General features: G+C 74.3%; 21 protein-coding genes, 1 other RNA gene and 1 pseudogene. 13 read left to right on the top strand and 10 right to left on the bottom strand.

Annotated features, from left to right (window positions below; translation table 11 throughout):
* Nucleotides 1-4: 4 nt before the first annotated feature.
* The 4 genes from ACIA79_RS00720 (at nt 5) to ACIA79_RS00705 (ending at nt 3,316) form a co-directional block, all read left to right on the top strand.
* On the top strand, nt 5-226 hold the full coding sequence (locus ACIA79_RS00720) for a hypothetical protein (protein ID WP_031069430.1): 222 nt from the start codon (nt 5-7) through the stop codon (nt 224-226).
* Nucleotides 227-415: 189 nt separating this feature from the next.
* Nucleotides 416-1,270, top strand: coding sequence for a MaoC/PaaZ C-terminal domain-containing protein (locus ACIA79_RS00715; RefSeq protein ID WP_399425687.1), 855 nt, complete (start codon nt 416-418; stop codon nt 1,268-1,270).
* Nucleotides 1,271-1,286: 16 nt separating this feature from the next.
* Nucleotides 1,287-2,366 carry a Zn-dependent alcohol dehydrogenase gene (locus ACIA79_RS00710; RefSeq protein ID WP_399425685.1) on the top strand — a complete coding sequence of 360 codons (1,080 nt, stop codon included), beginning with the start codon at nt 1,287-1,289 and terminating at the stop codon, nt 2,364-2,366.
* Nucleotides 2,367-2,398: 32 nt separating this feature from the next.
* The gene (locus tag ACIA79_RS00705; protein ID WP_399425683.1) at nt 2,399-3,316 is read left to right on the top strand and encodes a 3-oxoacyl-ACP reductase; all 918 of its coding nucleotides are present in this window, start codon (nt 2,399-2,401) and stop codon (nt 3,314-3,316) included.
* Nucleotides 3,317-3,399: 83 nt separating this feature from the next.
* Here the strand turns inward: ACIA79_RS00705 and ACIA79_RS00700 are convergent, their stop codons facing one another.
* Nucleotides 3,400-3,555, bottom strand: a complete 156-nt coding sequence (locus ACIA79_RS00700) for a hypothetical protein (RefSeq protein ID WP_399425682.1) — start codon at nt 3,553-3,555, stop codon at nt 3,400-3,402.
* Nucleotides 3,556-3,604: 49 nt separating this feature from the next.
* Nucleotides 3,605-4,735, bottom strand: a complete 1,131-nt coding sequence (locus tag ACIA79_RS00695; protein WP_399425680.1) for a hypothetical protein — start codon at nt 4,733-4,735, stop codon at nt 3,605-3,607.
* A 275-nt stretch (nt 4,736-5,010) separates the two neighbouring features.
* On the opposite strand from ACIA79_RS00695, the gene ACIA79_RS00690 reads away from it, so the two are divergent.
* Genes ACIA79_RS00690 through ACIA79_RS00680 form a run of 3 tightly spaced genes read left to right on the top strand, consistent with a single transcriptional unit; the run spans nt 5,011 to nt 8,011 of the window.
* A complete protein-coding gene (locus tag ACIA79_RS00690) occupies nt 5,011-5,826 on the top strand; it encodes a Nif3-like dinuclear metal center hexameric protein (protein WP_399425678.1) in 816 nt (271 codons plus the stop codon).
* Nucleotides 5,823-6,566, top strand: a complete 744-nt coding sequence (locus tag ACIA79_RS00685) for a zinc ribbon domain-containing protein (protein WP_399426254.1) — start codon at nt 5,823-5,825, stop codon at nt 6,564-6,566. The genes ACIA79_RS00690 and ACIA79_RS00685 overlap by 4 nt, the downstream gene beginning before the upstream one ends.
* Complete coding sequence (locus ACIA79_RS00680; protein WP_399425677.1) at nt 6,566-8,011, top strand: bifunctional RNase H/acid phosphatase; 1,446 nt, start codon at nt 6,566-6,568, stop codon at nt 8,009-8,011. The genes ACIA79_RS00685 and ACIA79_RS00680 overlap by 1 nt, the downstream gene beginning before the upstream one ends.
* A 208-nt stretch (nt 8,012-8,219) precedes the next feature.
* Here ACIA79_RS00680 and eda read toward each other — a convergent pair whose 3' ends face one another.
* Nucleotides 8,220-8,870: a bifunctional 4-hydroxy-2-oxoglutarate aldolase/2-dehydro-3-deoxy-phosphogluconate aldolase gene (gene eda / locus ACIA79_RS00675; RefSeq protein WP_399425675.1), complete on the bottom strand. Its 651-nt coding sequence runs from the start codon at nt 8,868-8,870 to the stop codon at nt 8,220-8,222.
* A 188-nt stretch (nt 8,871-9,058) separates the two neighbouring features.
* Between eda and ACIA79_RS00670 the strand changes: the two genes are divergently transcribed.
* Both ACIA79_RS00670 and ACIA79_RS00665 read left to right on the top strand, forming a co-directional pair.
* Nucleotides 9,059-9,274: a helix-turn-helix domain-containing protein gene (locus ACIA79_RS00670; protein ID WP_399425673.1), complete on the top strand. Its 216-nt coding sequence runs from the start codon at nt 9,059-9,061 to the stop codon at nt 9,272-9,274.
* A 180-nt stretch (nt 9,275-9,454) separates the two neighbouring features.
* Complete coding sequence (locus tag ACIA79_RS00665; RefSeq protein ID WP_399425671.1) at nt 9,455-11,386, top strand: rhamnogalacturonan lyase; 1,932 nt, start codon at nt 9,455-9,457, stop codon at nt 11,384-11,386.
* A gap of 87 nt (nt 11,387-11,473) precedes the next feature.
* Here ACIA79_RS00665 and yaaA read toward each other — a convergent pair whose 3' ends face one another.
* Nucleotides 11,474-12,256, bottom strand: a complete 783-nt coding sequence (yaaA, locus tag ACIA79_RS00660) for a peroxide stress protein YaaA (RefSeq protein ID WP_399425670.1) — start codon at nt 12,254-12,256, stop codon at nt 11,474-11,476.
* 180 nt (nt 12,257-12,436) lie between these two features.
* Between yaaA and ACIA79_RS00655 the strand changes: the two genes are divergently transcribed.
* Entirely contained in the window at nt 12,437-13,876 is a 1,440-nt protein-coding gene (locus ACIA79_RS00655) for an RNB domain-containing ribonuclease (RefSeq protein WP_399425668.1), read from the top strand.
* Here ACIA79_RS00655 and ACIA79_RS00650 read toward each other — a convergent pair.
* Together ACIA79_RS00650 and ACIA79_RS00645 are read right to left on the bottom strand one after the other, a co-directional pair.
* A complete protein-coding gene (locus ACIA79_RS00650) occupies nt 13,827-14,642 on the bottom strand; it encodes a hypothetical protein (protein WP_399425666.1) in 816 nt (271 codons plus the stop codon). The genes ACIA79_RS00655 and ACIA79_RS00650 overlap by 50 nt on opposite strands.
* A gap of 41 nt (nt 14,643-14,683) precedes the next feature.
* Nucleotides 14,684-15,460 (bottom strand): MerR family transcriptional regulator, encoded by a 777-nt coding sequence (locus ACIA79_RS00645; protein WP_399425664.1) that lies wholly within the window; start codon nt 15,458-15,460, stop codon nt 14,684-14,686.
* Nucleotides 15,461-15,670: 210 nt separating this feature from the next.
* Here ACIA79_RS00645 and ACIA79_RS00640 point away from each other — a divergent pair.
* Nucleotides 15,671-15,991: pseudogene (locus ACIA79_RS00640) on the top strand (Uma2 family endonuclease); the annotation flags it as partial.
* Nucleotides 15,992-16,037: 46 nt separating this feature from the next.
* Nucleotides 16,038-16,438: RNase P RNA component class A (gene rnpB / locus ACIA79_RS00635), an RNA gene on the top strand.
* A 13-nt stretch (nt 16,439-16,451) separates the two neighbouring features.
* On the opposite strand, the gene ACIA79_RS00630 is transcribed toward rnpB, so the two are convergent.
* The 3 genes from ACIA79_RS00630 to ACIA79_RS00620 all read right to left on the bottom strand — a co-directional run bounded on the left by ACIA79_RS00630 (nt 16,452) and on the right by ACIA79_RS00620 (nt 18,046).
* Entirely contained in the window at nt 16,452-16,748 is a 297-nt protein-coding gene (locus ACIA79_RS00630) for a DUF6087 family protein (protein WP_399425662.1), read from the bottom strand.
* A 152-nt stretch (nt 16,749-16,900) separates the two neighbouring features.
* Nucleotides 16,901-17,215 carry a MazG-like family protein gene (locus ACIA79_RS00625; protein ID WP_399425660.1) on the bottom strand — a complete coding sequence of 105 codons (315 nt, stop codon included), beginning with the start codon at nt 17,213-17,215 and terminating at the stop codon, nt 16,901-16,903.
* Nucleotides 17,216-17,287: 72 nt separating this feature from the next.
* A complete protein-coding gene (locus ACIA79_RS00620) occupies nt 17,288-18,046 on the bottom strand; it encodes an SDR family oxidoreductase (RefSeq protein ID WP_399425658.1) in 759 nt (252 codons plus the stop codon).
* A gap of 96 nt (nt 18,047-18,142) precedes the next feature.
* Here ACIA79_RS00620 and ACIA79_RS00615 point away from each other — a divergent pair, with 96 nt between their 5' ends.
* Entirely contained in the window at nt 18,143-19,756 is a 1,614-nt protein-coding gene (locus ACIA79_RS00615) for an alkaline phosphatase D family protein (RefSeq protein ID WP_399425657.1), read from the top strand.
* Here the strand turns inward: ACIA79_RS00615 and ACIA79_RS00610 are convergent.
* Nucleotides 19,743-20,738 carry a Gfo/Idh/MocA family protein gene (locus tag ACIA79_RS00610; RefSeq protein WP_399425655.1) on the bottom strand — a complete coding sequence of 332 codons (996 nt, stop codon included), beginning with the start codon at nt 20,736-20,738 and terminating at the stop codon, nt 19,743-19,745. The genes ACIA79_RS00615 and ACIA79_RS00610 overlap by 14 nt on opposite strands.
* Nucleotides 20,739-20,792 lie beyond the last annotated feature (54 nt).

Genomic DNA, 20,792 nt, shown 5'->3' with positions numbered 1-20,792 from the left:
GGAAATGACGAAAACACCCGCGCCCCGGCGCCACCTCGCCACCAGCCCCTTCAAGGCCCCCGTCGTCCTGCCCATCGAGGACTTCGCCCTGGGGGACCGCGTCTCGCACGACCAGTACGGACTGGGCACCGTGATCGGTGTCGAGGACGGCATCGCGACGCTCGTCGACTTCGGCCCCGGACGGGTCCGGGTCCTCAGTCCGTACAAGGGCATGACCAAGCTCTGAAGCCCACGACACCCCGACCCGGCACGGCGTCGGGTGTATTCCCTTGCGTGGTGCGCTGCGTTATACAGGAGGCGCACCGGCCCTAGAACGCGTTCTAATCCGGTTCCGGGTGCCGGGCCCTCCACGGCCTCGGTGCGGTCGACGGTGCGGACGGCCGTGCCGGGGTCTCCAGCGACGAGCAGGAGCCCCATGCCCATCGACGCGAGCCAGGCGATCGCGGCGGAGCCCCGCTCCGCCGAGATCCACTGGGACCACAAGGACGTCCAGCTCTACCACCTCGGCCTCGGCGCCGGCCGCCCCGCCACCGACCCCGACGAACTGCGCTACACCCTGGAGTCCCGGCTGCACGTCCTGCCCAGCTTCGCCACGGTGGCGGGCGCCGGCATGGGCATGATGGGCGGGCTCGCGGCGCCCGGCATCGACATCGACCTCGCCGCCGTCCTCCACGGCGGCCAGAACATCCGGCTGCACCGGCCGATCCCCGTGAAGGGACGGGCCGTCACCAGCTCCCGCGTCGCCGCGGTGTACGACAAGGGCAAGGCCGCCGTCCTGGTGCTCCGCTCCGAGGCGGCCGACGACGACGGGCCGCTGTGGACCTCGGACGCCCAGATCTACGTACGAGGCGAGGGCGGCTTCGGCGGCGACCGCGGCCCCTCCGCCCGCCCCGAACCGCCCGGCCGCGCCCCCGACCGGACCGTGGAGCGGCCCGTGCGCGAGGACCAGGCGCTGCTCTACCGGCTCTCCGGCGACTGGAACCCGCTCCACGCCGACCCCGAGTTCGCCAAGCTCGCCGGCTTCGACCGGCCGATCCTGCACGGCCTGTGCACGTACGGCATGACCCTGAAGGCCGTCGTCGACACGCTCCTCGACGGTGACGTCACCCGGGTCCGCTCGTACGGCACCCGCTTCGCCGGTGTGGTCTTCCCCGGCGAGACCCTGCGCATCCGGATGTGGCGGCAGGACGGGGGAGTCCGCGTGGCGGTGTCCGCCGCCGAGCGGGACGACGCGCCCGTCCTCGCCGACACCCTCGTCGAAACCGTGTGAAGGGAGCCGCGTCGCCATGCGCGCAGCCGTACTGCACGAGACCGGCCAGGACGAACTCGACGTCCTCGACGACGTCGAGGCGGTGGGCTTCGGCCCCGGCAAGGTGAGGATCCGGGTGCGGGCGACGGGCCTGTGCCACTCGGACGTCTCCGCGATGAGCGGCGTCCTGCCGCAGCCCGCGCCGTTCGTGCCCGGACACGAGGGCGCGGGGGAGGTCCTCGACGTGGGCGACGGCGTGACCGCGCTGAAGCCCGGCGACCGGGTGGTGATGTGCTGGCTGCCCGCCTGCGGCGCCTGCGCGTCCTGCAGGCGCGGCCAGACCCAGCTGTGCCTGGCGGGCTTCCTCAACGCCGGTACGCCCAACTTCCGGCGCCCCGGCGGGGACGTCTTCGGCTTCGCCGGGACCGGCACCTTCACCGAGGAGGTCGTCGTCGACGCCGGCTGCGCCGTGCCGATACCGGACGACGTGCCCTTCGACATCGCCGCGCTCATCGGGTGCGGTGTGACCACCGGACTGGGCGCCGCCCTCACCACCGCACGCGTGGAGGCCGGCGCCTCGGTCGCCGTCATCGGGTGCGGCGGCGTCGGCGTCTCGGCGATCCAGGGGGCCCGGTTACAGGGCGCGGCGCAGATCGTGGCCGTCGACCCCGTGCCGTCGCGGCGCGAGGCCGCGCTGCGGTTCGGGGCCACGGAAGCGGTCGCACCCGACGCCCTCGCCGACGCCAAGCAGCGGATCACGGCAGGGGAGGGCTTCGACTACGTCTTCGAGGTGGTCGGCAGGTCCGCCACCGCCCGCACCGCGTACGAGACCACCCGGCGCGGCGGCACCCTGTGCGTCGTCGGCGCGGGCGCCATGGACGACCACCTCCGGCTCAACATGTTCGAGCTGTTCTTCGACGAGAAGCGGATCCTGCCCTCCCTGTACGGGGGCGGCGACGTGCTCCGGTCCTACGAACGGGCCATCGCGCTGTGGCGCGCGGGCCGCATCGACCTCGCGGGCATGATCACCCACCGGGTGCGGCTCGACGGGATCAACGACGCGCTGGAGCAGATGCGGACGGGCGAGGCCCTGCGCACCTGCGTCGAGATCCCGTGAGCGGCTCCGTGACCACCACCGGGGAGGGGCCCATGGCCACGCCGCTGCGCGGCCTGTGCGCCGTCGTCACCGGCGGCGGACGCGGTCTCGGCCGCGCCGAGGCCCTCGAACTGGCCCGGCTGGGCGCCGCGGTCGTCGTCAACGACCACGGCCCGGGATCGGCGGACGCGGCCGAGGAGGTCCTCGCCGCGATCCGCGCCGCGGGCGGCCGGGCGGTCGCGCACCTCGGCGACGTCGCCGACCACACCACGGCCGGCGAACTGGTCGGCCTGGCCGTCCGCACGTACGGGAAGCTCGACGTACTGGTCAACAACGCGGGCATCCTGCGCGACCGGATGATCTTCTCGATGAGCGAGGACGAGTGGGACGCGGTGATCCGGGTCCACCTCAAGGGCCACTACAACACCACGCACTTCGCGTCCGCCCACTGGCGCGAGCGCGCGAAGGCGGCCGGGGCACCCGTCCACGGGCGGATCGTCAACACCTCGTCGGAGGCGTTCCTGGCCGGCTCGGCGGGCCAGCCCAACTACGCCGCCGCCAAGGGCGGCATCGTCGGCCTGACCACCTCGACGGCCCTGGCCCTCGCCCGGTACGGCGTGACCTGCAACGCCATCTGCCCGCGCGCCCGCACCCGGATGACCCGCGACGTCTTCGCCGGCATCGGCGAGCCCGACGGCACCGGCGTGGACCCGCTGTCCCCCGAGCACGTCGCCCCGCTCGTCGGCTACCTCGCCTCGCCCGCCGCCGCGCGCGTCAACGGGCAGCTGCTGGTCGTCCACGGCGGCATGGTCGCGATCGTCGACCGGCCGCGGGTGGCCGCGAAGTTCGACACCGCCGAGGACGTCTTCTCGTACGAGGAACTCGACGCGCTGCTCACCCCGCACTACGCCGGCCGCCCGGCGGGCGAGACCTTCGCGGCGGCCGAGGTGCTCGGCCTCAGGAAGGGCTGAGCGGGCGGCGGCGGCCGTACATGCGGGAGGGCCGCCCCGGGGGATCTCCCCGGGACGGCCCTCCATGTCGTCGCGACGGGCCGTCAGGCCGCGGTCCCCTGGTGCGGGACCTTGCGGTGCCGGCCGTGCGGCTGCGACGTCGAGTCCTCCGTCGCCGCCGCGCCCCCTCGGTGCTTTCCGGAGCCGCCGGCGTCCCCCTGCGGTCGCGCCTGGGTCGTGTCGGTCATGGCCTCAGACATGTGGGAAGTTCACCCCGTAGTGATCGCTGATGATGTGCGGCCCGAGAGTCTAGTCACGGGCGGTGCGGCCGGTCAGCGCAGCCTGCTGCAAGGGAGCCTGCTGCAGTGGAACCGGCTTGCACACACCAGGAGTCACCTCGGGCGCGGACGGTTCCCCGCCCGCGCCTTCCGGTTGTGACGGTTGTGTGACCGCATCCGGAACGTACCGTGCCAGTCCGCACCGCACCGCCCCCGTCACGTACGGCAGGCGCAGCTCGCCCTCGGGCGTCCACAGGCCGGCCCCCCTCAGCCACCCGGCCGGGGCCCGCAGTTGCCGCATCCGGCGCTCCGAGGGCCGCCACACACCCAGCCAGCTGCCCGCCGCCGCGTCGATCCGCAGCGCCACCGCACAGCTCTCCGGGATCAGCATCTGCCCCGGCTGGACGGCGAACGGCGTCACGGCCGCGTCGGGCAGCCGCAGGCACTCCGGGAAGCGCACCGGCAGCGTGCTGCCCAGCACGCCCCAGCCGAGCCGGGCGTGGCCCGGCGAGGGCGCGTCGGAGCGGATGAGCAGCAGCCCGCTGTCCGCGTCCGCCAGTAACAGCCGGTCCTCGCTGTCGTCGGTGATCTGGAGGAGATCGGTCACCTCCCCGCCCCGCTCCAGGTCCACCGCCACCGTCTTCACCGGCCTGCCGTCGAGCTGCCGGTCCAGCGCCAGCAGCCGCCCCGTGCGGTCCAGCCACACGCCGCCCGTGCAGCGCCCCTCGATCTCGGCGACGTGCTCGGGCCCGTACGCCCCGCCCGCCACCCGCCACACCCCGGTCGAGCCCTCGCCGGCCGTCAGCGCGTACGCGCACGTGCCGTCCGGCGACGGGGGGAGCAGCCGCAGCGCCGGCGACTCCACGGCCCCCAGCGGCAGTTGGCCGGTGCCGGGGCCGGTCGGGTAGAGCAGCGAGAAGGTGTGCCCCCGGCCTGCCCGGCGGGCGATCAGCACCCGTCCGTCCGCCAGCGGCAGCACTTGTGCGTGGGGGTCCTCGGGCTGGCCGAGCGGCAGCGGCACGGCGTACGGCTCGGGCCCGTCCAGGGTCCACCGCTCGGGGTACAGCGCGTCGCCGTCACCCGCCAGCCGCGCCGCGTAGGTACCGTCCGCCGCGATCGTGAAACCCGTCCGTCCGGCGGTCTCGATGGCACAGACTGTCATCGACTCGTCACCTCCGGCGACTGAACGTAGTTATCGCACGCCGTACCGAATGGGCGAGTCGCCGTGCTTCACCTATAAGGGTGGCGGTGTCCCGGTTCGCCGGGAGAAGTGGTGGCCTTTGTGCTGCGGGGGCGGTCGCCGGGGGCCCGCCGGCCGTCCGCCGGCCGTCCGCCGGGGGCCCGTCCGGGCCCCGGGACGTGCGTCGCCGGTGCCGCGCGGGAGGGTTGTCCACAGGCCAGGGCGGCCGGGCGCGCAGGACAGGTAGCCTTTCCTACGTGCCCCGCCTGTCTGAAGTCATCGCCGAGCTCGACGCCCTCTGGCCGCCCGAGCGGGCCGAGCAGTGGGATGCCGTCGGCACCGTCTGCGGCGACCCCGACGCCGGCGTCACGCGCGTGCTGTTCGCCGTCGACCCCGTCCAGGAGATCGCCGACGAGGCGATCGCGCTCGGCGCGGACCTGATCGTCACGCACCACCCGCTCTACCTGCGCGGGACGACGACGGTCGCGGCCGGACACTTCAAGGGCCGCGTCGTCCACACGCTCATCAAGCACGACATCGCGCTGCACGTCGCCCACACCAACGCCGACACGGCCGACCCCGGTGTCTCCGACGCCCTCGCCGGCGCCCTCGACCTGCGCGTCACCGGCCCGCTCGTGCCCGAGAACGGCCTCGGCAGGATCTGCGAGGTCGACCCGCCCGTGACCCTCAGGGACTTCGCCGCCCGGGCCGCCGCGCGGCTGCCCGCCACCGCGCAGGGCATCCGCGTCGCGGGTGACCTCGACGCGCTCGTCCGTACCGTCGCGGTCAGCGGCGGCTCCGGCGACAGCCTCTTCGACGCCGTACGGGCCGCCGGTGTGGACGCCTTCCTCACCTCCGACCTGCGCCACCACCCGGCCTCCGAGGCCACCCAGCGCACTCCGCTCGGGCTGATCGACGCCGCGCACTGGGCCACCGAATGGCCCTGGTGCGAGCTGGCCGCAGCCCAGCTCGACGAGATTTCCGACCGCCACGGCTGGGGCCTGCGGGTCCACGTCTCGAAGACGGTCACCGACCCCTGGACCCACCACTCTTCCTCTGGAGCCCCCAACTGAACGCCGCGCCCGCCGACCAGATCCGACTCCTCGACGTCCAGGCCTTCGACACCCGCCTGTCGCAGCTCGCCCACAAGCGCACGTCGCTGCCCGAGCACGCCGAGATCGAATCGCTGACCAAGGACCTCACGCAGCTGCGCGACCTGCTCGTCGCCGCGCAGACGGAGGAGAGCGACTGCGCCCGCGAGCAGACCAAGGCCGAGCAGGACGTCGACCAGGTGCGCCAGCGCGCCGTCCGCGACCAGCAGCGGCTGGACTCCGGGGCTGTCTCCTCCCCCAAGGACCTGGAGAACCTCCAGAAGGAGATCGTCTCCCTCGCCAAGCGCCAGGGTGACCTGGAGGACGTCGTCCTGGAGGTCATGGAGCGCCGCGAGTCCGCCCAGGAGCGGGTGGCCGAGCTGACCGAGCGCGTCGCCTCCGTACAGGCGAGGGTCGACGACGCGACGGCGCGGCGGGACGCGGCGCAGCAGGAGCTGGACAGCGAGGCCGCCTCCGTCACCAAGGAGCGCGAGGTCGTCGCGGCGTCCCTCCCGGCCGACCTGCTGAAGCTGTACGAGAAGATCCGCGGGCAGCAGGGCGGTGTCGGCGCGGCCCGCCTGTACCAGCGCCGCTGCGAGGGCTGCCACATCGAGCTCAACATCACCGAGGTCAACGACGTGCGGGCGGCCGCGCCGGAGACCGTCGTGCGCTGCGAGAACTGCCGCCGCATCCTGGTCCGTACGTCGGAGTCCGGCCTCTGATGCCCGCCGCCGAGCTGCGCGAGCTGATCGTCGAGGCGGACGGCGGCTCCCGGGGCAACCCGGGCCCCGCCGGGTACGGCGCGGTGGTCCTGGACCCCGTGTCCGGGGAGCCCCTGGCCGAGGCCGCCGAGTACATCGGCGTCGCCACGAACAACGTCGCCGAGTACCGGGGCCTGATCGCCGGCCTCAAGGCGGCGCGGGAACTGGCGCCCGACGCGCGAATCCGGGTCCGCATGGACTCCAAGCTGGTCGTGGAGCAGATGTCCGGCCGCTGGAAGATCAAGCACCCGGACATGAAGCCGCTGGCGGCCGAGGCGGCCCGGGTGTTCCCCGCGTCGCAGGTCGCCTACGAGTGGATCCCGCGCGAGAAGAACAAGCACGCGGACCGGCTCGCCAACGAGGCGATGGACGCGGGCAAGCGCGGCAAGCAGTGGCAGCCGTCCGGCTCGGTGGCCGCGCTGGACGCGAGCGCCGCACGCGTGGTCGGTGACGCCGCGGCCGGCGCGGCCAGGGCCCGCGCGGCCCTCGCGGGCGCGGCGGCGGTCTCCGGCGCCCCGGCCACCGGCGCCTCCACCTCCGGTGCTTCGGCCTCAGGCGCCTCCGTCTCCGGTGCTTCGGCCTCCGCGGCCGCTTCCGCCGCCGCACCGGCCGCGTCCGCAGGGGGCGGCACCGCAGGGGGCGGGACCGCGACCCTCCCGGCCCCGGCTGCCGTTCCGGCTCCCGCCGCGGTTCCGGCCCCGGCTGCCCGCAGCGAGCGCACCACGTCCCTCGAAACCGAGACGGAGGCCGCCGCTCCGTCCGTCGGCTGGGGCCCGGCGGACCTGGGCGCGCCCGCCACCTTCGTGCTGCTGCGGCACGGGGAGACCGTCCTCACCCCCGAGAAGCGCTTCTCGGGCAGCGGGGGCAGCGATCCCGAACTGACCGAGGCGGGCCTGCGCCAGGCCGACGCCGTGGCCGCCATGCTCGCGGCCCGCGGTACCGTCCAGGAGATCGTCTCCTCGCCGCTCCAGCGCTGCCGCCAGACGGCCGCGGCGGTCGCCCAGCGGCTCGGCCTGGACGTCCGTATCGAGGACGGCCTGCGCGAGACCGACTTCGGGGCCTGGGAGGGACTGACCTTCGCGGAGGTCCGGGAGCGGTACCCCGACGAGCTGAACGCCTGGCTGGCCTCCGCCAAGGCGGCGCCCCCGGGCGGCGAGTCCTTTGCGGCCGTCTCCCGCCGGGTCGCGGCCACCCGCGACCAGCTGACGGCCCGTTACGCAGGCCGCACCGTTCTGGTCGTCACGCACGTCACCCCGATCAAGACGCTGGTGCGCCTGGCCCTCGGCGCCCCGCCCGAGTCGCTGTTCCGCATGGAGCTCTCCGCGGCGTCCCTGTCGGTGGTGGCCTACTACAAGGACGGCAACGCCTCGGTGCGGCTGCTGAACGACACCTCGCACCTGCGCTGAGCGGCCGGGCGCGGGGGCGTTCGTGCGACCCCGCCCCGGGCCGCCCCGGCTCGGACCGATAGTTGCGCGTCGCTGCCTCCTGCCCGCCGCCTGGCCTGACTTTCCGCCCCCTGGGCACGGGCGTGCCGGACGGAGGGGGCAGTGCCGGGTCCGGGTGTGCCGCGGGGCAGGGGCTTGCCGACCCGAAGGGGCCTGCCCGGCGGAGGGGTCAGCGCCGGGTCGGGGCGGCGGCCGGGCGCAGCGCCGCCGCCTCACGGGCCAGGGACTCCACCCGTGCCCAGTCCCGGGCCGCGAGCGCGTCCGGCGGCAGCATCCAGGAGCCGCCCACGCAGGCGACGTTCGGCAGCGCCAGGTACGCGGGGGCGGAGGCGGCGCAGATGCCGCCGGTCGGGCAGAAGCGCGCCCGGGGGAGCGGCCCGGCCAGCGACTTGAGGTACGCGGTGCCGCCGGCCGCCTCCGCGGGGAAGAACTTCATCGTGCTCACGCCGCGCTCCAGCAGCGCGACCACTTCCGACGCCGTCGACACCCCCGGCAGGAACGGCACGCCCGCTCCCGCCATCGCGTCCAGCAGCCCGTCCGTCCACCCCGGGCTCACCAGGAACCGCGCCCCCGCCGCGACCGCCTCCGCCACGGCGGCCGCCGAGAGCACGGTGCCCGCGCCGACCACCGCGCCCGGCACGCCGTCCGCGATGGCCCGGATGGCGGCCGGCGCGGCCGCCGTGCGCAGCGTCACCTCGATCGCGGGCAGCCCGCCCGCCACCAGGGCACGGGCCAGCGGTACGGCGTCGGCGGCGTACTCGATCACGGCGACGGGCAGGACGGGCGCGAGAGCCGGCGCGGACGGCGCAGCGGAAGTCATGCGGCCATCGTGGCGGCCGCACGCATCCCCCGCAATTGACGTTGCGCAGCATGCAACGCTTCCTGCCGACGCCTCCGCAAAAGCCCGGCTGGTGGTCCCTCGTCCGCTCTCCGGTGTGCAGGCCGCGAGCCGGGGTAAGCCGCTTTGCAGCGTTGCCCGATGATCCTTCCGGAGAGGGGAGACACACCATGACGAGGAAGAACCCGGCTCGTCGGCTGCCGCCCGGCCCCGACCGTGACGAACTCGCCGCCGGCCTGAAGGAGAAGTACGACGCGGGTGCCTCCATCCGCGCGCTGGCCGAGGAGACCGGCCGCTCCTACGGAGCCGTGCACCGCCTCCTGGGAGAGGCCGGCGCCGCTTTCCGCGCCCGCGGCGGAGCCACGCGCGGGAAGGCCGCGGCCTGAGCACAGCCCCGGACGGCCCGGCAGCGCGCCGCGCACCGGCGGGACGACCGAGGCGCACCGGGAGCCGGCAGGGCCCGCGCGGTGGGGGCGCGGGCCCCACATCCGTGCCGTTGAACCGGCAACCTTTCACGCGGCCGTGGCGACCAGCAGGTGTCACTACCCCCCGCCCGTGAGGTCCCGATGTCCCTTGCCCCTCCCGCAACGCACCGCCGCAGCCGCAGAGGCCGACTCCTCGCCGCGGCTGTCGCCGCCGTCCTCGTCGGCACCGGCGGCTCGCTGGCCCTGAACCGGTTCGCGGACGCCGCCGACGCGCTGCCCGCGCCCGCCGACGAGGCGACGAAGACCCCGGCCGTCGCCCGCGTCGCGGAGCGCCTCGACCGCGGCCTGGTGGCGGTACCCGCAGAAGGGGGAACCCTCGTCACCTGGCGGATGCTCGGCGACGACCCGGAGGGCATCACCTTCAAGCTCTACCGCGGCGGCACACTCATCGCGGAGACGCGGAAGACCAACCACCTCGACACCGGCGGCAGTCCGTCGTCGACGTACGAGATCCGCGCCGTCGTCAACGGCACGGAGAAGCCCGGCGGGAAGGCGGGCGTGTGGAGGTCCGGGCGCCTCGACATCCCCCTGCGGAAGCCCGCCGGCGGCACCACCCGCGACGGCGTCGCCTACACCTACTCCGCCAACGACACCTCCACGGGCGATCTGGACGGCGACGGCCAGTACGAGCTGGTCGTCAAGTGGGTGCCCTCGAACGCCACCGACGTCGCCAACTCCGGCACCTGCACCGGCCCGACGGTCTACGACGCCTACGAGCTGAGCGGCAAGCGCCTCTGGCGGATCGATCTCGGCACCAACGTCCGCAGCGGCTCCCACTACGACTCGTTCCAGGTGTTCGACTACGACGGCGACGGCAGGGCCGAGATGGCCGTCCGCACCTCCGACGGCTCGAAGGACGCGGCGGGCACCGTCATCGGCAACAGGAACGCTTCGCACCTCGCTGCCGACTGCGCGGTCATCAGCGGAGCCGAGTACCTGTCCGTCTTCAACGGCGCGAGCGGCAAGGTCATGGACTCCGTGCCGTTCGAACCGGCCCGCGGCACCGCCGCCGACTGGGGCGACACCTGGGGCAACCGCGAGGGCAGGCTGCTCTCCGCCACCGCCTACCTCGACGGCACCAGGCCCAGCATGGTCTTCACCCGCGGTATCTACGCGCGCACCGCACTCGCCGCCTACGACTGGAACGGCGCGGAGCTGACCCGGCGCTGGACGTTCGACAGCAACAGCTCGAAGAACCGCGGCAAGGGCTACGACCAGCAGGGCAACCACAACCTCGCGGTCGCCGACGTCGACGGTGACGGCAAGGACGAGATCCTGTACGGCGCGATGGCCGTCGACGACAACGGCTCGGGCCTGTGGACCACGAAACTGGGCCACGGCGACGCCCTCCACGTCGGCGACCTGGACCCGGCGCACCCCGGCCTGGAGTCCTTCAACGTGCACGAGCACAAGGACTCCGCGTACGGCTTCGAGATGCACGACGCCAGGACGGGCCAGGTCCTGTGGGGCCGGAAGACCGGCACGGACGTCGGCCGCGGCATCTGCGCGGACCTGACCAGGAAGTACGCGGGCGCCGAGTGCTGGTCCAGCGGCGGCGGGCTCTACACGGCGGCCGGCACGAAGATCAGCGACAGCGTCCCGGCGTTCGGCGGCGGCCCCTCGTACAACTCCGCGATCTGGTGGGACGGCGACGCGAACCGTGAACTGCTCGACCACCGCTGGTCGGGCTCGGCGAGGACCGGCCACGGGCAGGTCCTGAAGTACGACGGCGACGGCGAGCTCACCCGCATCTGGCACGACCAGGACGCCAAATCCAACAACTGGACCAAGGGCAACCCGGCGCTCTCCGCGGATCTCCTCGGCGACTGGCGCGAGGAGATGATCTGGCGGAACGCCGACTCCACCGCGCTGCGGCTCTACAGCACCCCGCACCCGACGGAGTACCGGCTGCCGACGCTGATGCACGACCCGGTGTACCGCACGGGCGTGGCCTGGCAGAACACCGGCTACAACCAGCCGCCGCAGGTCAGCTACTACCTCGGGACGAAGTAGACCGGGCACGGGTGGCCCCCCGCCTCACGAGGCCGGGGGCTCACCCGCGTCCCACGCCGCGGCTGCCTGGCCGCGACGGACCCGGGCTCAGTGGATCTCGTCCACCAGCACGTCCAGCTGCCACGCCTTGCCCGCCTTCCCCGGGGCCCCGCCCTCGACGACGTAACCGAGGTCCCGCAGCGCCACCACCAGCTCGGCCGGTGAGGCGGGGGCGTCGCCCGCCTCCAGCAGGCTCCGCACGATCCGGCCCTTCGTCGCCTTGTTGAAGTGGCTGACCACCTTGCGCGTCGGCGCGTGCAGCACCCGCACCGTCGCCGTCCGCCCCGCGACCTCGCCCTTCGGCTTCCACGCCGCCGCGTAGGCCGCCGACCGCAGGTCCAGCACCAGTCCGCTGCCGGCCGCCTCGGGCAGCACGTCCGCCATCGGCGTACGCCAGTACGCGCCCAGCGCCCCCAGCCCGGGCAGCTTCACGCCCATCGAGCAGCGGTACGACGGGATCCGGTCGTCCACCCGTACCACACCCCACAGCCCCGAGAACACCAGCAGCCACGCGCGGGCCCGCTCCCGGGCCGCCGCGTCCAGCGTGGCCAGCCCGAGCGCGTCGTACAGCACGCCCGTGTAGATCTCACCGGCCGGCCGCGCCCCGGCGGTCCGCAGCTCCGCGTTCTTCGCGACCTCGCCGCGCAGGCCCTCGCTCAGCCCCAGCACCTCACGGGCCTTGCCCTCGTCGCCTGCGCACAGCTCGACCAGCTCGTCCAGCACGGCGGCCCGCGCCGCGGCGAGCCCCGGCAGCGACAGCGCGCCCGGCTCCAGCGGCGCGCCGCTCCCCGATGCGGCCTTTCCCTCGGAGGGCGGCAACAGCACGAGCACGGTGGTTCTCCTTCATCACGTACGGAACGGGGGGTGCGGCCCCCGCGCCAGCGTACGGAATGGGGCGGCGGCCCCGCGCCGGCGCACAGGGAGCGGGCGCACCGCCCGCGGCCGTGCGACGGCCGGTTCCGCCGGAGCCACCGAGGTGCCGTGCCGCGCCCGCCGCCCTAGGCTCGGCACATGCCCCGCCGCCAGATCCGCGTCACCGGCGCAGCCGAGGCTCCCCTCCGGGCCGCCCTGCGTGCGCTGCGCGCCGAGCTCGGCGTACCCGACGTCTTCCCGCCCGCCGTGCTCGCCGAGGCGGAGGCCGCGGCGAAGGCGCCGCGCCTGCCCGCGCGCGACGCCACCGACATCCCCTTCTTCACCGTCGACCCGCCCGGCTCCACCGACCTCGACCAGGCGATGCACCTCTCCCGCCGCGCCGACGGGGGCTTCCGTGTCCAGTACGCCATCGCCGACGTCGCCGCCTTCGTCACCCCCGGCGGCGCGGTCGACGCCGAGGCCCACTGGCGTGTCATGACCCTGTACTTCCCCGACGGCCGCGTCCCCCTGCACCCCCCGGTCCTCTCCGAGGGGGCCGCCAGCCTGCTGCCCGGGCGGACCGTCCCCGCGCTGCTCTGGCGCATCGACCTCGACGCGTACGGCCACCGCGTCGCCACCGACGTCGGACACGCCCTCGTGCGCAGCCGGGCCCGCCTCGACTACGCCGAGGTGCAGGAACGGATCGACACAGGCACCGCCGAGGAGCCGATCGCCCTCCTCCGCGACATCGGGCTGCTGCGCGAGCGCCTGGAGGTCGAGCGCGGCGGCATCTCCCTCGCCGTCCCCGAGCAGGAGATCGTCGAGCGCGACGGCGGCTACGCCCTGGAGTACCGCGCCCCGCGCCCCGCCGACGCGTGGAACGCGCACATCTCCCTCCTGACCGGCGCGGCCGCCGCCGACCTGATGACCGCCGCCGGAACCGGCATCCTGCGCACCCTGCCCACCGCACCCTCCGGAGCCGTCGCCCGGCTCCGCCGCTCCGCGAAGGCGCTGGGCATCGACTGGCCGCACCACGTCTCGTACGCCGCCCTCGTCCGCTCCCTCGACCCGCACGACACCCGCCACGCCGCCTTCCTGCAGGACTGCACCACCCTGCTGCGCGGCGCCGGCTACACCGTCTTCACCGACGGCGACCTCCCCGTGCCCGCGGTCCACGCCGCCGTCGCCGACGAGTACACCCACTGCACCGCCCCGCTGCGCCGGCTCGTCGACCGGTACGCGGGGGAGCTGTGCGCGGCGGTCGCCGCGGGCCGGGAACCGCCCGAATGGGTCCTCGCCGCCCTGCCCGCCCTCCCGCAGGAGATGGCCGCGGGCACGCGCCGCGCGGGGACCGTCGAGCGGGAGTGCGTCGACATCGTGGAGGCGGCCGTGCTCGCGGGCCGGGTGGGCGAGGTGTTCGACGCGTACGTCATCGACGTCCACGACCGCGACCCGTCCGTCGGCACCGTCCACCTGGAGGATCCGGCGGTCGTGCGGGTCGAGGGCGGTACCCGGGAGCTTCCGCTCGGCGAGCGGCTGCGGGTGCGGCTCACCCGGGCGGACCCGGGGCGGGAGAAGGTTCTGTTCGCGCCCGCCTGACCGCCTCCACCAGGGCCCGCGCGTCGTCGGCGTGGCAGCGGACCGTCCGCACCGGGTACCGCTTCCCCAGCAGCCGTACGGCGGTGACGGGCTCCGTCAGCTCGATGGTCACGGACGTCTGCGAGGCGACCGGCAGGTCCAGCATCCCTTCCTGCCGGGGGTGCGAGAAGCGCGGCTCGTGCCGGACCGCGCCGATCCGCTCCAGCGGTATCACCAGGTCCACATGCGCCCCCTGCCGTACCCGCAGCGCGTCGGCGCCCAGCACGTGCGGCCGGGTCACGGACGCCGCGTGCAGTCCGAGCACGAACAGGACCGTGTATACGTCGAGGACGAGGACGACCGCGTGCACGAGCGGCCAGGAGGCCAGCAGCCAGGACATGCCGACCGTCTCGACCACGCAGACGAAGGCGAAGCCGTACAGGTACGCGGCCTGGTCCCGCGCGTGCCCGAAGGCCCGCGCCGCCGCGCCGCCGACCCCCTCCGGCCGCCGGGCCACCCACCGCACCAGGCTCGCCAGCAGCCGCAGCTCGTGCCCGACGAGCCGCACGACAGGCTCCGGCACCAGTGCGTGCAGGGCCTCCCGCGGACCCCGCCCGCGCCGCCTCAGCCGGAGGAACGCGGCGGCCTCCGCGGCCATCAGGGCGACGACCGCCGCCTCCGCCCCCAGGAGCACCGCGCCCGGTATCCGCACCCCGGCCGGCAGGCACACCGCCAGCACCAGCTCGGCGGGCAGCACCGCGTACGCCACGCCCCGCAGCACCCGCACCAGGTCCCTCCGCCTCGTCGGCCCCCTCTGCCCCCTCCGCCTCACCGCGCACGCTCCGCCGCGATCCGCAGCGCCCGCCGGACGGCCGCGGCCTGCGCGGGCGGGAAGTCCGCGAAGAACGCCTCGGCGAAGGCGCCGTCCCCCGTGTCCCCCGCAGCGGGCACCAGCTCGTCCGGCAGGAGCCCGGCGAGCGCCCGCGCGGTCTCCTCGACCCGTACGTCGTCGGGCGCGGCGTCCGCGAGGGCGTCGAGCTGCGCGTACACCGCGTACGCCCGCTCCATCGCTCCGGGCGCCCGCGTCATGGTCCGCATCGCCTCCAGGAGCCGCGCCCCTTCCTCCGGGGGCACCACGGCCTCCAGCAGTGTGAGCATCTCCCGGTCGCGCGCGGCCATCGCGGGCTCGGGCCCGGGCAGCGCGGCCGAGGCGCGGGCCATGTCCCCGAACAGCTCCGCGAGCCCGGGCGACACCGGCCCCTCGGCCGGCAGCCGCCCTTCCCGCGCCTGCGCCAGCAGCACCCCGAGCCGCTCCCGCCGCGCCCGGATCTCCCCCTCCTGCCGCGCCAGGTCGGCGTCCAGCTCCTCCAGTACGTCGGCGAACTCGCGCCCCGCGTCGTCGGCGAGCACGTCCCGCACCTCGTCCAGCCCGAGCCCCAGCTCGGTCAGCCGCCTGATCCGTGCCAGCAGCACGGCGTCACGCAGCGCGTAGTCCCGGTATCCGTTGCCGAGCCGCCGCGGCTCGGGCAGCAGCCCGAGGTGGTGGTAGTGCCGCACGGCACGTGTGCTGACGCCGACGAGCGCGGCGATCTCTCCGATCCGCATGAGGCCAGTAGAAACGTTGACGCTGCGGCAAGGTCAACGGCGTTCCCGATGCCCGACGTGATCATGTGCCACGATCGAAGGAACACCTCCTGATTCACGTACGGCGGGAGCAGCGATGTCCCAGTCCGAGGAGCGACCGAGGAAGGGGCGTGACATGAGTGCCATGCCGCATGAACCGCTTACGCAGGCGGACGTCCTGCTGGAGGGCTCGTCATCCCCGACGGCACCTTCGCCCCCGCGGAGCTGCGGCTCTTCCGGGGCGCCGAGTCGTGGATGCCGTGCGACGGCGTGGCGCTCGTGGTCGAGGTGACCTCCACCCGGCCGCAGGGGGGCCGCGAGACCAAGCGGCGGTGCTACGCCCGCGGCGGGATCCCGCTGTACCTGCTGGTCGACCGGGAGGCGTCCTCCGTGACCCTCTTCAGCGACCCGGAGGGCGAGGACTACCGGCAGGTCGTCACCGTTCCGTTCGGCAAGCCGCTGCCCCTTCCCGAGCCGTTCGGCTTCGACCTGGAGACCGCCGAACTTCTCTGAGGCCGGGGGCGTCCCATGCGGCGGGTACCATGGTCCGCACGGCAGACGAGCCGGGCGGACGGCCGCGTGGGGATCGCAGGATCCTCCCGAGGAACGTCCGGGCTCCACAGGGCAGGGTGGTGGCTAACGGCCACCCGGGGTGACCCGCGGGACAGTGCCACAGAAAGCAGACCGCCGGGGACCTCGGTCCTCGGTAAGGGTGAAACGGTGGTGTAAGAGACCACCAGTGCCCAGGGTGACCTGGGCAGCTAGGTAAACCCCACCCGGAGCAAGGTCAAGAGGGGCCGCCGTCAGGCGGCCCTGCGCGGACGTTCGAGGGCTGCCCGCCCGAGTCCGCGGGTAGACCGCACGAGGCCGGCGGCAACGCCGGTCCTAGATGGATGGCCGTCACCCCGACGACCGCGAGGTCCCGGGGTACAGAACCCGGCGTACAGCCCGACTCGTCTGCCCCTCGGGGCCGCTACCGGGGAGCCTGGGGCTTCCGGTGTCTTCCGGTCCCGGGGCCGGGCCTCGGTGCGGGCCCCGGGGCTGGGGCTTCCTCGGCGTCGGGGAAGAGAACGCGCTGGGCCTCCGCGAGGTTGACCGCGAAGCCGTGGGGCTCCCACATGTGTCCGTTCCACCGCTGGATCGCCCGTGGCGCCTCCGGGTGCAGATGTGACCCCTGCCGGCCGGCACCCGGTACGAGAGGCACGGCGCGGAGCCGGCCGATCCTCAGGTCGCGGCGCTCGGCCCACTGGGACAGCGGTTCGTCGTCCATCGTGCTTCCTGCGAGCTGGGAGGCGGCTTCCTGGGAGGGTAGCGGTTCGGGCCGGCCGATGGTGCGGGAAGAGACGGACGCGAACATGTTCGAGCGCATCGAGCGGACCGTCCGCACCGCGTAAGGCGCCGGAGCCCCGCCCCCGGGTTTCCTCAGGCGTCGAGCGAGCGGTCGGCGATCCGCCCCAGATGCGCGGCGAAGACGCCCTCCGCCTCCGGGGTCAGCGTGCGCAGCGCCACCATCGCCGTGACGATCACGTCGCAGAGCTCCGACTCGACGTCCTGCCAGGTGTGCGTGGTGCCCTTGCGCGGGTTGTGGCCCGTCACCCCGATGACCGCCTGGGCCACCTCGCCGACCTCCTCCGACAGCTTCAGCATCCGCAGCAACAGCTGCTCTTCCGGTGCCCGGTCCGAGGCGCCCACGAGCCAGGCGTGGAGGCGGTCGATGGTGTCCCAGGTCTCGTCCATGGGCCGAGACTGCCACACCGGCGGACGCGCCGGGGGCCGGGCGCGGGGCCGGCCCCCGGCGGCCGGCAGGGGTCAGCCGCGGCCGATGTACGGCATCGTCGTGGCCATGATCGTGGCGAACTGGATGTTCGCCTCCAGCGGCAGCGACGCCATGTGCACCACGGTCCGGGCCACGTCCGCCGCGTCCATCACCGGCTCGGGGGCGAGCGTGCCGTTCGCCTGGAGGATGCCCGACTCCATGCGCCGGGTCATCTCCGTCGCCGCGTTGCCGATGTCGATCTGGCCGCACGCGATGCGGTACGGGCGGCCGTCCAGGGAGAGGGACTTCGTCAGGCCCGTCAGCGCGTGCTTGGTCGCCGTGTAGGCGACCGAGTGCGGGCGCGGCACGTGCGCCGAGATCGAGCCGTTGTTGATGATCCGGCCGCCCTGCGGGGACTGCTCCTTCATCTGGCGGTACGCCGCCTGCGCGCAGAGGAACGCGCCCGTGAGGTTCACGTCCACCACCGAGCGCCAGGTCTCGTGGTCCAGGTCCTCGACCGGCGTGCCGCCGCCCGCGAAGCTGCCCGCATTGTTGAAGAGCAGGTCGACACGGCCGTACCGGTCCCGTACGGCCGTGAAGAGGCCCGCCACGGCGTCGGGTGAGGTGACGTCCGCCGGGACGCACAGCACCTCCGCGCCCGCACCGGCGAGCGCCGCCGTCTCCCGCAGCGGCCCGTCCCGGCGGCCCGCGAGCGCCAGCGACCAGCCGTCCTCCGCCAGCGCCAGGGCAACGCTCCGGCCGATACCGGAGCCGGCGCCGGTCACCACCGCGATCCTCCGTACAGCGTCCATGGGGGCGCAGCGTACGGGACGGTCCGGCACCTGGACCTCATACGGCCGACATGTGGATGTTGTGTACTCGACAAGGGGTCGCGCTGCACTGGGCGCATGACAGCCGAACTACGCGCCGCCGCCCGCCGTTTCGACCGCCGTCGCTTCCTCACCGTCACCGGGGCCGCCGCCGCCCTCGCCTTCGCCGCGCACCTGCCCGCCGCGGGTGCCGCGAGCGCAGCCGAGCTGGACGCGCGCACGATCGACGAGGACCCGTTCACGCTGGGCGTCGCCTCCGGCGACCCCCTGCCCGGATCCGTCCTGCTGTGGACCCGCCTCGCGCCCCGCCCGTACGAGCCCGGCAGCGGACTTCCCCGGCGGCGGGTCCAGGTGCGCTGGGAGCTGGCGCACGACGCCCGGTTCACCCGGATCGTCAGACGCGGGCACGCCACCGCCCACCCCGAGTTCGACCACAGCGTCCACGTCGAGGCCGGCGGCCTGGCCCCCGGGCGCGAGTACCACTACCGCTTCCGCGCGGGCGACTGGATCAGCCCCGCCGGGCGGACCCGGACCGCCCCGCACGCCGTCGCCCGCGTCGGCGGGCTGCGGCTGGCGGCCGTCTCGTGCCAGGCGTACCACGACGGCTACTTCACGGCCTACCGGCACCTCGCGGAGGAGGACCTCGACCTCGTCCTCCACCTCGGTGACTACCTGTACGAGTACGCGGTGAACGCCACCGGCGGCGCCCGCGCCTACACCGACCGGCGCCTGCCCGCGCACTTCAACCGCGAGACCGTCACCCTGGAGGACTACCGGCTGCGCTACGGCCTGTACAAGTCCGACCCGGACCTCAGGGCGGCGCACGCCGCGCACCCCTTCGTGGTCACCTGGGACGACCACGAGACCGAGAACAACTACGCGGGCGGCACGCCCGAGAACGACGTACCGCCCGAGGAGTTCCTGCTCCGCCGGGCCGCCGCCTACCGCGCGTACTGGGAGAACCAGCCGCTGCGCGCGCCGCAGCGGCCGCAGGGCCCGGACATGCGGCTCTACCGGCGGCTGCGCTTCGGCGACCTGGCGCAGTTCGACATCCTCGACACCCGCCAGTACCGCTCCAACCAGGCGTACGGCGACGGCTGGCAGACACCCGGACCGGAGTCGGAGGACCCGGCGCGGACGATGACCGGCGCCGAGCAGGAGCGGTGGCTGATCGACGGCTGGAAGGACTCCCGGGCGGTGTGGAACGTGGTGCCGCAGCAGGTCACCTTCGCCCGGCGGCGCAACGTCCCCACCCCCGACTACAAGCTCTCCATGGACGCCTGGGACGGCTACCCCGCCTCCCGCAAGCGCCTGCTCGACGGCGCGCAGGCCGCCGGGATCGAGAACCTCGTCGTGCTGACCGGCGACGTGCACGTGGGGTACGCCTTCGACCTGAAGGCCGACTTCGACGACCCCGCCTCCCGCACCGTCGGCACCGAGCTGGTCGCCACCTCCATCGCCAGCGGCAAGGACGGCGCCGACCGGCCCGCCAACTGGGACAACCTCACCCGGGCCAATCCCCACCTGAAGTTCTACAACGGGCGCCGCGGCTACCTCGCCGTCACGCTCGAACCCGGGCAGGCCCGCGCCGACTTCCGGACCGTCTCCGCGGTCACCACCCCCGGCGCCCCCGTCACCACCGCCGCCTCGTTCGTGACGGAGGCCGGGAACCCGGGCCTCACACCGGTGTGACCTCCGCCGGGTAGCGGACGCCGATGCGGTCCCGTACCGCGTCGAGCGTCCGCATCACCGCGAGCGTCCCGTCCAGCGGCACCAGCGGCGACTCGGTCCGGCCCGCCCGCAGGCACCGCATCACCTCCGCCGCCTCGTGCTGGAAGCCGTCGAGCGGCCCCGGCAGGGTGAACTCCTCGGGCTCCCGCCCCGCGCGGTGCAGCACGAACCCCTCCGGGTCGAAGAAGCCGCGCGGGAACTCGATGCGGCCGGCCGTGCCCGACACCGACGCCGTCAGCGGCGTGTCCGACTCGATCGAGCACGACAGCAGCGCCGTGGCGCCCGAGTCCCAGCCCAGCAGGACTCCCGTGTTCAGGTCGACGCCCTCCGGCGAGAGCAGCGCGTCGGCCTGGACGCGGTCGGGCTCACCCAGCAGCAACTGGGCGAACGACACGGGGTAGACGCCCAGGTCGAGCAGCGCCCCGCCGCCGGCCGCGGGGTCGCGCAGCCGGTGGCCGGCCTCGATCGGCCCCGCGATACCGAAGTCCGCGCACACCGACCGCACCTCGCCGATCGCCCCGTCCCGCACCAGCTCCACCAGACGCCGGATGACCGGGTTGCAGTACATCCACATGGCCTCCATCAGGAACACCCCGCGCTCCCGGGCGATCCCGGCCAGTTCGGCGGCCTCGCGGGCGTTCAGCGTGAACGGCTTCTCGCACAGCACCGCCCGCCCCGCCTCCAGGCACAGCCCGGCGGCCGCCCGGTGCGCCGCGTGCGGCGTCGCCACGTACACCACGTCGACGTCCTCGTCGGCGGCCAGGGACGCCCAGTCCCCGTACGCCCGCGGTATGCCGAAGCGCCCGGCGAACGCCTCCGCGGAATCGGCCGAACGCGATGCCACCGCGACCACCTCCGCGTCGGGCATGCGGAGCAGGTCCGCAGTGAACGCCGCCGCGATCCCGCCCGTCGCCAGTACGCCCCACCGCACGGTCCCGGTCATCTGTCCGCCCTTCAGCACCATTGAGTTTTCAACCATTCCGGTCGAGCTGAGAGC

Origin of the sequence: Streptomyces sp. NPDC051310 (assembly GCF_044455245.1) — a bacterium.
Classification (GTDB): Bacteria; Actinomycetota; Actinomycetes; order Streptomycetales; family Streptomycetaceae; genus Streptomyces.
The sequence above is the reverse complement of the archived record's forward strand: the minus strand, read 5'-3'. Positions and strand labels throughout refer to the sequence as shown.

Coding starts and splice junctions, on each gene's coding strand:
- ACIA79_RS00720 (WP_031069430.1), top strand. CDS start 5: ATGACGAAAACACCCGCGCCCCGGCGCCACCTCGCCACCAGCCCCTTC.
- ACIA79_RS00715 (WP_399425687.1), top strand. CDS start 416: ATGCCCATCGACGCGAGCCAGGCGATCGCGGCGGAGCCCCGCTCCGCC.
- ACIA79_RS00710 (WP_399425685.1), top strand. CDS start 1,287: ATGCGCGCAGCCGTACTGCACGAGACCGGCCAGGACGAACTCGACGTC.
- ACIA79_RS00705 (WP_399425683.1), top strand. CDS start 2,399: ATGGCCACGCCGCTGCGCGGCCTGTGCGCCGTCGTCACCGGCGGCGGA.
- ACIA79_RS00700 (WP_399425682.1), bottom strand. CDS start 3,555: ATGTCTGAGGCCATGACCGACACGACCCAGGCGCGACCGCAGGGGGAC.
- ACIA79_RS00695 (WP_399425680.1), bottom strand. CDS start 4,735: ATGACAGTCTGTGCCATCGAGACCGCCGGACGGACGGGTTTCACGATC.
- ACIA79_RS00680 (WP_399425677.1), top strand. CDS start 6,566: ATGCCCGCCGCCGAGCTGCGCGAGCTGATCGTCGAGGCGGACGGCGGC.
- eda (WP_399425675.1), bottom strand. CDS start 8,870: ATGACTTCCGCTGCGCCGTCCGCGCCGGCTCTCGCGCCCGTCCTGCCC.
- ACIA79_RS00670 (WP_399425673.1), top strand. CDS start 9,059: ATGACGAGGAAGAACCCGGCTCGTCGGCTGCCGCCCGGCCCCGACCGT.
- ACIA79_RS00665 (WP_399425671.1), top strand. CDS start 9,455: ATGTCCCTTGCCCCTCCCGCAACGCACCGCCGCAGCCGCAGAGGCCGA.
- ACIA79_RS00655 (WP_399425668.1), top strand. CDS start 12,437: ATGCCCCGCCGCCAGATCCGCGTCACCGGCGCAGCCGAGGCTCCCCTC.
- ACIA79_RS00645 (WP_399425664.1), bottom strand. CDS start 15,460: ATGCGGATCGGAGAGATCGCCGCGCTCGTCGGCGTCAGCACACGTGCC.
- ACIA79_RS00630 (WP_399425662.1), bottom strand. CDS start 16,748: ATGGACGACGAACCGCTGTCCCAGTGGGCCGAGCGCCGCGACCTGAGG.
- ACIA79_RS00625 (WP_399425660.1), bottom strand. CDS start 17,215: ATGGACGAGACCTGGGACACCATCGACCGCCTCCACGCCTGGCTCGTG.
- ACIA79_RS00620 (WP_399425658.1), bottom strand. CDS start 18,046: ATGGACGCTGTACGGAGGATCGCGGTGGTGACCGGCGCCGGCTCCGGT.
- ACIA79_RS00615 (WP_399425657.1), top strand. CDS start 18,143: ATGACAGCCGAACTACGCGCCGCCGCCCGCCGTTTCGACCGCCGTCGC.
- ACIA79_RS00610 (WP_399425655.1), bottom strand. CDS start 20,738: ATGACCGGGACCGTGCGGTGGGGCGTACTGGCGACGGGCGGGATCGCG.